Here is an 11,158-nt window from a genome sequence, read left to right as displayed (position 1 = left end):
CTCGATCTCGTCGCGCTGACGACCCAGTTCCGACGTGATCGAGCCAAAAAGCTCGGGATCACGATCAGAAAGGGACTGGGTGAAAAATCCGTCTGAACGGTGCGGGGCATTCACTGGTCATATCTCCTAATTGAGGAACGCAACGCAGCCACGGCTGCGTTGGACGCCATTGCGTGAAGTTTGAAGGTGGCCTCAGATCACGCGGTCCCGAGGTTCGCGGCCGTCGAAGAAATCGCTCAGATTGTCGAGAACCCGGAACCCCATCGCTTCGCGCGCTTCGCGGGTCGCGCTGCCCAGATGCGGAAGCATGACGAGGTTGTCGCATTGCAACAGGTCCGGGCTGACCCGCGGTTCACCATCGAAAACGTCCAATGCAGCGCCGCCGATCATGTCGAACACCAAGGCCTGGATCAGCGCCCATTCATCGATCACTTCGCCCCGTGCGGTGTTGATCAGAAATGCGTCAGGCTTCATCAGGCCAAGTCTGCGCGAATTGATCAGATGGCGGTTGGCTGCGCCGCCCGGACAGTGCAGTGAAACGAAGTCACATTGCGGCAGCAGGTCATCAATGGTGTCCACCTGTCTTGCGTTGCATTCGGCGAGAACATCGGGCGATACGGCGCTACGGTTGCAAACCAGCACGTCCATGCCGAACCCGTGATGCGCACGGCGGGCCATCTCCTGTCCGATGCGGCCATATCCGATGATGCCCAGTGTCTTGCCGCTGACCTTGGTTCCGACCAGATGCGTGGGCCGCCATCCTGTCCACTGACCTGCACGCAGCTCGCGTTCGCCCTCACCCGCCCGACGCGCCACCATCAAAAGCAGCGTCATGGCGATATCGGCGGTGCACTCAGACAGAACGTCGGGCGTGTTGGTCACGGTCATACCCAACTCGCGTGCCGACGGCTCGCAGATATGGCTGTAGCCGACGCCGTAATTGGCAAGGATTTTTGTCTGCACACCCGGCACATCCAGTGCCTCGGCGCTCAGCGTGTCCGTTACAGTGGGCAGCACGGCGTCATAGGATTTCAACGCTTGCCGGATTTCAGCCGGGGACATGGGTTTGTCGCCGGTATTCAAAACGGTGTTGTAGTTCTCGGCCAGCTGCGCCTCGACGGCAGCAGGCCAGCGACGGGTAACCAGAACCGAAGGTTTGACCATCACGCAACCTCCATCACGCGGGCGATCGTCTCACCGATCACGGCAGGGTTTTCGGCCACGGTGACACCTGCGGCGGACAGGATCTCGACCTTTTCGCTGGCGCTTTCGCCGAAGGCCGAGATGATCGCCCCCGCGTGCCCCATGGTACGGCCTTTCGGAGCGGTCAGGCCGGCGACATAGGCGATCACCGGTTTGGAGATGTGGTCGCGGATATATTCGGCGGCTTCCGCTTCCTGCGGGCCTCCGATTTCGCCAATCATGGCGATGACATGCGTGTCTTCGTCATCTTCAAACCGTTGAAGGATGTCCTTGAATGACGATCCGTTGATCGGGTCGCCCCCGATTCCGACACTGGTCGAAACGCCGATCCCGCGCTCTTTCAACTGGGCCGCCGCCTCATATCCCAATGTCCCCGAACGGCCGATGATCCCCACATGTCCGGGAAGATAGATATGCCCCGGCATGATGCCCAACAAAGCTTTTCCGGGCGAGATGGTGCCGGCACAGTTCGGACCGGTCAGAACCATGCGTTTCTCTTTCGGATAGCGATACATGTACCGTTTCACCCGGATCATGTCCTGTGCCGGAATGCCGTCGGTGATGCAAACGCAATAGCGGATGCCCGCATCGGCGGCCTCCATGATGGAATCCGCCGCAAACGGGGGCGGTACGAAGACCAGGCTGGCATCGGCGCCGGTGGCTTCGACGGCCTGTTTGACGGTGTCAAAAACCGGAACGCCTTCGACGGTTTCGCCCCCCTTGCCGGGCACGACGCCACCCACCACGTTTGTGCCATAGTTCAACATGTCCTTGGTGTGGAACCGCGCCATGCGCCCGGTGATGCCCTGCACGATGACACGCGTGTCACGATCGAGAAGAATGCTCATTACACAACCCTCATTTTGGTGCCCTGAGTAAGGTCGTTTTTCCAAGCGCCCACAGCGCGTTCTGCCGCCTCCATCAGCGTCGTGGCGCGAATGATCGGCAGGCCCGATTTGGCAAGAATTTTCTGGCCTTCTTCGACATTAGTGCCGGCCAGCCGCACGACGACGGGAATATCGAGGTCAAGTTCCTTCAACGCCTGAACGACTCCTTCAGCCACCCAGTCGCAGCGGTTGATACCGGCGAAGATGTTGACCAGAATGGCCTGAACATTGTCATCCGACAGGACCAGCCGGAACGCCTTGGCCACCCGTTCAGGCGACGCGCCACCGCCGATGTCGAGGAAATTTGCAGGCTCGCCGCCTGCCAGCTTGATCGTGTCCATGGTGGCCATCGCCAGACCGGCCCCGTTGACGATGCAACCGATATTGCCGTCAAGCCCGACATAAGACAGCCCGCGATCCGCAGCGCGGCTTTCGCGCGGGTCTTCCTGGCTTTTGTCGCGCAGTTCGGCGATCTGCGGGTGGCGGAACAGAGCGTTATCGTCAAAGCTCATCTTGGCATCCAGCGCCAGCACCCGGTCGTCACCGGTGATGACCAGCGGATTGATTTCGACCATCGTGGCGTCAAGATTGCTGAAGGCGGCATAACAGCCCTGCAGCGTCCGCACCATTTGCTGGATCAGTTTGGCTTCAACCCCAAGATTGAAGGCGATTTCACGGGCCTGAAACTCCTGAAGCCCGACAGCCGGTTCAACGATGGACCTGACAATGCTGTCGGGGCGGTCGGCCGAGATGTCTTCGATCTCCATCCCGCCTTCGGACGAGGCGACGATCATCACCCGCTGGCTGGAGCGATCCAGAACAAAGCCAAGGTAGATTTCCCGGTCAATCGGCACTGCGGCTTCGACGTAGACACGATAGATGCCTTTGCCTTCAGGACCCGTCTGATGCGTCACCAGTTTGCGACCGAACAGATCATCGCAAGCCTTGTAGATTTCGTTTTCGCTGTTGCAGAGCATGACCCCTCCGGCCTTGCCGCGCCCGCCTGCATGGACCTGCGCCTTGACAATCCATTTGTCGCCACCCAGTTCGCGCGCCCGATAGGCCGCCTGTTCTGGACTGTAGGCAAGCGCGCCGGCGGGCACGTCGACGCCGAATTTCGAAAGAACTTCTTTCGCCTGGTATTCGTGGATATCCATCTGATGCGCTCCTGTTTAAGCAGCTATTGAAGTGCCGTAACGGCTTTCCAGCAGAGCTTCGATCGCGTCTTGATCGACCTCTCCCCCCAGCTCACGAATGGCTTCGGCGAACAGGCGCACAATCCGGCTGACGGCCTCGCGATTCAATTGATTTAGGATGCCGATGCGCACCTGCACCGGTTCGCTCAAGGTGGGCCAGATGCCAAACCCGCGGGCGCGGCAGTTCTGCACCAGTTCCATCTCGCGGCCAGAAAGCGCGGAAGGCAGGTTGAGAACGATCAGGCTGGGCATGTCCGAGGTGACCTCGCACCCCATCTCGGTCACCGCGTCGCGAAGAACCTTTTCATGCGTCCGGTAAGACATCGACCGCTTGGCCAGACCTTCCTGCAAGGTCAAACGCAATGACTCGTGGAATGCCGCAACCGCATATCCGGAATGGGTCCGGTGATAGGTGCCCTTTTCCACGTCCTGCCCATCGACGATGCCCCAGTGGCGGGCCTCGAAGATCGGATTGTGCACATAGGTATAAGCACCTGTGGATTTCAGTGCCTCGATATAGACATCGGTAAAGCTGACAGGGGCATAGGTCAGCGGCAAGCAGCACAGGCCTTTCTGCGGGCAAGATGCCCAGCCTGCCACACCCGGATAGTCATCGATCGCAAAGTCTTCGACACCCAGTGACGAGACCGCATCGATCAGCCCCATGGTGCCATGACGTTCACATGCGTCCGAGAAACCGCGCAGATCGTTCACCCTGCCCGATCCGGTTTCCCAATGCGCCATGAAGGCCCATTTCGGCTTGTGCTCGGCCAGAGTCGCTTCAATCAGTTCAGCAGTCACCGGCTGGCCATGTGGAACCTCGACTACCGTGACACTCGCCGCCTGTGGGTCAAGCGGGCTGGCTGCGTGCTCGGCGGGCGTTGCCGCCTTGATCCGCAGCGTCAACGCGTCGATCCCCGAGAATGTGCCGTTGGTGAATGCAACAACCTTGTCACCGGGCATGACGGCCGAGAACATGGCGTCCAGCGCGCTCCATCCGGTGCCCGCGACGGCGAAGGTGTAAGCGTTCCGGGTGCCCCAGATTTTCCGCAGCATGTGCTTGCATTCGATCATGCCCCTGAGGACATCGCCTTGCATGTGATCGGCGACCCCTGCGCCGGCGAAGGCTTTCAGGACACGCACATCCGTATTGCCCGGCCCCGGCCCTGCGGCAAGGGTCTCGGGAATTTCGAGCGGAGGGAAAATCTGAAAGGTCATGGTCTGACATCCTCGGCTGTTGGCCGGGTATTGCGGCCTGATGGTTCAAGATACCGGTCAGAAAACGCGAGCTTGCCGGATGGCGCAACGTAACTTACTACTGCTTTTGGATGGCTAATAGTGTGGGTAATTACCTACCCGTTTTGGCAAAAATACGACGGTATACCGAAATCTACCCCACCCTTTTGGGTAGTATTTTGTAAAATATGGGCAAAATCATATGGTTGAGATATCGGACAAACCCATCGACATCATGCTTGCGGACAGCAACCCGCTGGTTCTGTCGGCCATGTCGGAAATTTTCGAACGTGATCCCCGATTCTCTCTGGTCGCCACGTCGGCAACGGCAGAAGGGTTTTTGGGAACGGTGATGCGGATACCCGTTCAGGTCGGTGTCGTGGACTGGACGCTTCCGGCCCTGGGCGCTGCCAAACTGATCGAGGTGCTGCGCGATCAGGCCGATGCACCGCGCTTTGTCATCTATGGCGATACCTCTGGGGATGTCCCGCGATTGGCGATGCAGGCGGGCGCCGCTGGATTTGCAGCCCGCTCGGGCGAGGTCGAAGGCCTTCTTGAGACCTGCGCCGAAGTGGCAGCAGGCAAGATGGTGTTTCCGTTCATCGACGTCCGGAAGATGAAACAGGATCCGATTCAAAGCCTGTCGCGCAAGGAACGCGCCATTTTGGAGGCCCTGGCACAGGGGATGTCGAACCGGGAACTGTCCAAGGAACTTCAGATATCCACCAACACGGTCAAGTTCCACCTGTCCAATATCTATGAGAAGCTGAACGTCAAAAACAGAACTCAAGCTATTGCGTTTTTCTATTCGTCCCACCGTGGGGCGGACTAAACGACAAGAACAGAGAGCCCAGATGACTGAAATCAAAATTAACGTTGTCGGTGCCGGGCGGGTTGGCAAAACGCTGATCAGCCTTCTGGATGGCACTGATGGCTGCCGGATCCAGGATATTCTGAGCACATCCTTTCGGTCGGCAAATGAAGCCGCCCAGTTGTCCAAAACCGGGCGCGTTGCCGCAAGCTATGCCGATCTGCGGCCAGCTGATCTGTGGATCCTCTCAGTACCCGACACGCAAATTTCTGCGGTGGCCTACGAATTGAAAGAGGCGTTCGAAAACCAAGAAAAAACCGGGAAGCCTTCAGTGGCTTTCCATTGCAGCGGCTATTTTCCTGCCGAGCACCTGGCGCCGTTGCGAAGCCTCTCATGGTCTCTGGCCAGCGTTCATCCCGTCCTGTCTTTCGCCGATCCACAGGCCGCTGCCGCGCAATTCAAAGAGGCGCTGTGCGGGTTGGAAGGCGATGAAGACGCCACAGCGTTCATTCAGCAGCTTCTGGAAGGATTGGGAACCACCTGTTTTCCCATCCGGTCTGAAAGCAAAAGCCTGTATCATGCAGCCGCTGTGATATCGAACAACTTCGCCGTTGTCTTGCAGGCCATCGCCCGCGAAGCGTGGGCCGAGGCCGGCGTGCCGGACGAAACTGCCCGCAAGCTCAACGCTGGTTTGTTGAGCAGCACAGTCGAAAACGTCAACCTTCTTGGCCCGCAATCTGCCCTGACCGGTCCGGCGGCAAGAGGGGACGCAGAGGTCGTTGCCCAGCAGGGCGCGGATGTAGCGGCGTGGCACCGCGATGCAGGTGAAATTTACAAGCATATGAGCCTGCTGGCACAGAAGCTGAAGGCAACCGGTTTCACGAAGTAATCACCAGATCCATTGCTGCAAGGCATTTTGGATCCTGCGTTCGAAACGCGTCGCGGAAAAGGCGGGCCCGGGCCTTTCTTTTGCGAATCCCTGAAACATGTTACGTTGGGTCAACTTTCGAGATTTGATTTTTCCCGGCACTCAGTTTCTTGCAGCGCTTTCCTACGAGGTGACTTCATGTCCGACTCCAGCAGTGAGCCCCCGCGCATTACGCTGTCCCTTCCGACCTCTCGACCCAATCCCACGATCTCGGCGGAACTCTCGGGATCGGCCGGTTTTACGGCTGACAGCCTTGACGATCTCAGGCGCGTCGAAGCCGAGAAGCTCAAGGCGCTGCGCCGTGGTGTCGGCATTGACCTGTCTGCTGAGGTGATCAACGATCTGGTCGATCAGCGCGTTCAGTCCACCGGTGCCGTCTTTCGTCAGCTTGAAACCATACGCAAGGATCTGGCCGACGGGTTTCTGGGCGCTGTCGTCCCAACCCTTGCCCCGAAACTGCGCGGTGAACTGATCAATCCCGATGGCACCCCTGCCGAGCGGGTAATCGTTGAAGCGCTGCGCCCAACCTTTACCGCTAGTGAAGGCATCGACAACGCGGATTTTCCATGGGCTGTAAAAGCCGCCGTAACGGATGCGCGGGGCCTGTTTTCGCTTGATCTGCCCAATCTGCGCCTGCCGCAAAATGGCCTCAGATTGCGGATCCGCGGGCAGAACACCACTCTGACCGAGGCAGTGCCGCGCATTGATGCAATGGATGGCGAATTGGGCCTCGTGGTGCTGGATCGCACCATCCTCCCTTTGCAGCGCTCGATCCTGGGTGAGCTTGCCGATATTCTGCCGGTGGATCCTGAGGATGCGGAAGAAAACATATCCGACTTCACCGGCACGCAGGCCCCAATCGTTCTGGGCGAAGGTGATTGCGCTTCGGAATACCGAACCGAAGGAGGCACGGTTTCGCGGCGGCGTTATTCGGTTCTTTACCGGTTGATCGACCCGCTTGTCGGGCCGAAAAACATCGTTCGCACCCGCCCTGTTGGCGGCAATCGCTTTGTCACGACAATTCCGGGCGGCACCTTTGCACAGGCCAATCTTTCTGCCGAAACACTGTTGAGCGCATTCAACAATGACGGCGGAGACTGGGATTTCCGCGATCGGATACCGATTGACGAACCCATTGATATCGAGGATTTTTTCGAAGATCTGGAACAGCGCCCGCAGGATGTGCCAAAAGCTTCCAGCCTGGCGCTTGGCTATATCGCCAAGATGCGTTCAACCGCCGTTCACGCCGGAATGTCATTGGGGCGTCTGGTCTATTCCCTGCCGCTTGCCCCGGGCGAAGAGCAACGGATCGTCGTGTCGGAACAGCGCGAAACCCTGACCGTGCGCGAACGCGAAAGCCTGACCTTCGAGGAACAACAGGAATTCGAAGAGGCGCGCGACACCTCTTTCGACAGCACATTCGAAACCGCATTGGACGAAGTGATCCGTGGAACATCCTCTTTCTCGACCACGGCGTCCACAAAAAGCTTCGGGGGCGCCGGCGGCATTGGTGGCGGTCTGTTTGGCGGCATCGGGGCCATAGTGGGCGGGGTCGGTTTCAGCGGCGCCCGTTCCAGCTCCAACTCGTCAGGCAGTTCGTCCAACACGCAGAACACGTCACGCGATTTTCTGTCAGACACGCACGAGACATTCTCGGCCGCGCTGGAACGGGCCGCTTCGGTCAAGCGAAGTTCGGCCCGAACAAGCGTTCGTACAGCCACGGCAAGTGATCGGCGGACGGCGACGACAAAATTCGTGGCCAACCGCAACCACTGTCATGCAATGACGATGCAATGGTTCGAGGTTCTGCGCGACTTTTCCCTGGAAACGCGGATCGAAGGCGTTCAATTGGTCGTCTTCGTTCCCATGCAGCTCATCCGCTTTCGCCGTCTGGGGCAAGGCGATCAATTGCCGGGCAATGTCAGCCGGTCCGGATTGCTGAGCCGGTACAAGGTGATCCTGCGCCACGCAGACGTGTTCCGCCGCGTGTTCCGAAACCGTCGCAGATTCCGCACCGCCCTCAAACTGTTGGAAGAGTTTTACGCGGACAAGGACGCGACACCGCAGAATGCTCCGGGTGTCGCGCAGGACATCGTCAGCTTCGAGGCGCAGGGCACTTTCATGCCCAATGATGACATATCCGCGGTGATCTTCACGCAGGATGGCGACCGCGTTGGGCCAGTGCCCCTGACCGGATCGCCGATCGACATCGACAACCTGCATGACTTGCCTGCCGAGACACGCGAAAACCTGCTGGTTCGGCTGGCTGACGCGCGCCGTGATCCAACCAACCGGCGGACTTATACCGGATCCGTGGCGTTGCCCCGCTCGGTCGAACGTTCCGACATCGCCCGCGTCGAGTTGCGCAGGCAGACGGGCTCTTTTGCCTATTCATTCTATACCGGCCCGGACCCGATCAACATCTTCAACATTTGGGAACATATCTCGAACCTTGAGGACGCGGATGATCTGGATCGCGCCACGCGCAACATCAACCGGAGCCTTCACACGACGATTTCAGGCTCGGATTTCGACGATCTGGTCGGCGCGCCGATGATCAGCGAGTTCGAAGCGCGCATGAATGAGGACGCACAGACCATCGTCGACGACAACACATTCCAGGCTTTGCCTGCGACCCTACCCTATTCGGTACAGGAAGTGCCGGATGTGTTGTCACGCCGTGATCTGCGGCGGATCGAGGAAATGTATCAGCATATCGTTGCCGACACCGTTCGCTATTCCCGCGTGATCTGGGCCAGTATGACGGATGAGGAACGGGCCATCCTGCTGGAACGCTTCACCATCGGCGTGCCCGATGGCGGATTGGATGACGCCTCAAGCGAGATATCGCTGCTCAGCACGGTCCAGAACAAGGTGTTGGGCTTCTATGGCAATGCAATGATCATGCCGTTCTCGATCCCGCCCGATCTGGCCGACAGAATGGAGATGCGGACCGGCGACATTCAGGACAGCCTGCTGGCCTTCCATCGCGAAGACTTCCGACCACCGCGCCGCACGATCTCGCTGCCGACCAGGGGCCTGTTGGGCGAGGCCGTTCTGGGCCGCTGCAATTCCTGCGAGATGATCGACCATCGCCGCTTCTGGAACTGGCAGGACAGCCCGACGCCACGCCCGGTCGGCGACACGCCGGTCCTGCCCGCGGACAGCGATGCGATCTTTGGCACCCGTGCGCCATCAGACCTGCCGGCCAATCAACCTTCGAACACGCTCACCATCGCCGGTGGCGACATTGGTACAGGCCAGGCCGTGCCCACTTCGCAACTGGCCGAGATCCTCAAAGCCGCGCCTGATCTTGCACGGGCGGGAACCGATCTGACGGGCCTGAAAGAGTTGCAGGCGCAACTGGCCCTTGAAACGCAATCGGTCGCCGCCGGTCGGGACAAAGCCATAGACACGGCGACGGATCTGACCAAAGAGCTTGTCGGCAAGGCCACTGAGCTTGCGGGCAAGGGGCAAGAGATCGCTGCGGCCCGCAAAGAGGAAGAAGCCAAAAAGCAAGCCGCCGAGAAGAAAAAGACAGCTGCCGACAATGCCGCAAAGCTCAAGGGGTTTGAGGATATCGCCAAGAACGCTTCGGGAGTTTCTGCGCTGATTGGCGGGCAACCGGATGGCAACCGGGCCGGTTTCGTTCAAAACCTGTTCAAGGATTTCCCCGGTGGTGCTGCGGCTCTGGCCAATCCTTCCAACACGTTGCTTCTGGCCAAGCTTTTCGGGGCCTTTACCAAAGCCAATACGGATGCGGATGACGGCAGCGCAACCAAGGCCGGCAGCCAATCCGTACTGGATTTCCTCAATGGCCTGAGCGCCCCTGCGGAGGACGACGATGAGTGACACCAGCACAAATGCAACCCCCGAACCGGGCATCGATGAAAGCCTTGCCGAGGCCATCATCAATATTCTTGAAACCACCAATTCCCCGGCGATTCAGCGCGCCCGAGAGGTTATAGCCCACAGGCTGGCCATCGCTGGCGACATTGCACCATCCCGCATCCCTGCCCCGCGCAACATCACCGAGATCGGAGGCTATATCAATCTGCTCAGCGAGTATGGAGAGGCCGAACAGCGCGCGCGCATGATCGCGGCGGCGCTGGGCATAGCAGGGCCGCAGATTTCGCTGCCACAGCCCGGTGCCGTTCCACCGTTGTCCTTTGTCACACGTGACGGTGCCCGACCTGCGGGGCCACAACAACCCAGCTTCCCGTTGACCTATACGATCCGTAGCGACTTTGTTCCGGCATTTGACAATGCGGTGCAGGAAATCACGATCCGCGGTGGCGCGGTTCCGATTTTGACACCTTTCAGGGTCCTGCCTGCTGCGGGGTCTGCACCCGCAACAGACGGCTCTGCGCAGCTGGCTCTGATCGGTCGTACACTCAGCCTGGCGCCAACAGCGGCTTTGCACGCCGTGGCGACAGACCCTTTGTCGCTCAGCCGTCCGACGGCTGGTGGCGGGTTCGAAGTTATGGTTCGGGTCATCGACGCCGCCGCACCGATCGCCGGAACCATCGCGGCGGCGAACTGGACAAGTTGGGAATGCGATGCCGCTGCCTGTACCGAAGTCGACAGCAATGATGCGCGCTTTGCGCTCACACCACTGCTGAACGCCGCCGGGTGGCACCAGCCCGCTGATCCCGGCAATCCGAACAGTCTGTCAAATCCCGGAACCTGGGCGGAATGGCGCAACATCACCGGGCTTGTGCCGGGCGTCACGCGGTTTGCGGATGAGCTGCAACTGCTATATTCCGCAGAAATGCTCATTACTTCACCGGTCTTCAATCAACTGGACAATGTCTGGACTGGAAGCGAGTTCGCCGCGCCATAGCACGGCTGCCTGAAACGCAGGAAAGTGATTTGGCAATGCGCCCATCATGGGGTT

8 protein-coding genes are annotated in these 11,158 nt (G+C 59.4%); 4 read left to right on the top strand and 4 right to left on the bottom strand.

The window, feature by feature from the left end:
* Window positions 1-192: 192 nt before the first annotated feature.
* Genes ACR0LI_RS20605 through ACR0LI_RS20590 form a run of 4 tightly spaced genes read right to left on the bottom strand, consistent with a single transcriptional unit; the run spans window position 193 to window position 4,504 of the window.
* Window positions 193-1,164: a 2-hydroxyacid dehydrogenase gene (locus tag ACR0LI_RS20605; RefSeq protein WP_480719173.1), complete on the bottom strand. Its 972-nt coding sequence runs from the start codon at window positions 1,162-1,164 to the stop codon at window positions 193-195.
* Entirely contained in the window at window positions 1,164-2,051 is an 888-nt protein-coding gene (sucD, locus tag ACR0LI_RS20600; protein WP_480621731.1) for a succinate--CoA ligase subunit alpha, read from the bottom strand. The genes ACR0LI_RS20605 and sucD overlap by 1 nt, the downstream gene beginning before the upstream one ends.
* On the bottom strand, window positions 2,051-3,247 hold the full coding sequence (locus ACR0LI_RS20595; RefSeq protein ID WP_480719172.1) for a malate--CoA ligase subunit beta: 1,197 nt from the start codon (window positions 3,245-3,247) through the stop codon (window positions 2,051-2,053). The genes sucD and ACR0LI_RS20595 overlap by 1 nt, the downstream gene beginning before the upstream one ends.
* Before the next feature lie 15 nt (window positions 3,248-3,262).
* Complete coding sequence (locus tag ACR0LI_RS20590; protein ID WP_480621733.1) at window positions 3,263-4,504, bottom strand: pyridoxal-phosphate-dependent aminotransferase family protein; 1,242 nt, start codon at window positions 4,502-4,504, stop codon at window positions 3,263-3,265.
* 220 nt (window positions 4,505-4,724) lie between these two features.
* On the opposite strand from ACR0LI_RS20590, the gene ACR0LI_RS20585 reads away from it, so the two are divergent.
* The 4 genes from ACR0LI_RS20585 to ACR0LI_RS20570 all read left to right on the top strand — a co-directional run bounded on the left by ACR0LI_RS20585 (window position 4,725) and on the right by ACR0LI_RS20570 (window position 11,104).
* Complete coding sequence (locus tag ACR0LI_RS20585; RefSeq protein ID WP_480719171.1) at window positions 4,725-5,354, top strand: response regulator transcription factor; 630 nt, start codon at window positions 4,725-4,727, stop codon at window positions 5,352-5,354.
* A gap of 22 nt (window positions 5,355-5,376) precedes the next feature.
* Window positions 5,377-6,222, top strand: coding sequence for a Rossmann-like and DUF2520 domain-containing protein (locus ACR0LI_RS20580; RefSeq protein ID WP_480488914.1), 846 nt, complete (start codon window positions 5,377-5,379; stop codon window positions 6,220-6,222).
* Window positions 6,223-6,399: 177 nt separating this feature from the next.
* Window positions 6,400-10,113 (top strand): hypothetical protein, encoded by a 3,714-nt coding sequence (locus ACR0LI_RS20575; protein WP_480719170.1) that lies wholly within the window; start codon window positions 6,400-6,402, stop codon window positions 10,111-10,113.
* The gene (locus ACR0LI_RS20570) at window positions 10,106-11,104 is read left to right on the top strand and encodes a hypothetical protein (RefSeq protein ID WP_480719169.1); all 999 of its coding nucleotides are present in this window, start codon (window positions 10,106-10,108) and stop codon (window positions 11,102-11,104) included. Before ACR0LI_RS20575 ends, ACR0LI_RS20570 begins: the two co-directional genes overlap by 8 nt.
* Window positions 11,105-11,158 lie beyond the last annotated feature (54 nt).

This window comes from Ruegeria sp. CL7 (genome assembly GCF_056536445.1).
Note: the sequence above shows the minus strand (reverse complement) of the source record. Positions and strands in the feature narration are given on the sequence as shown.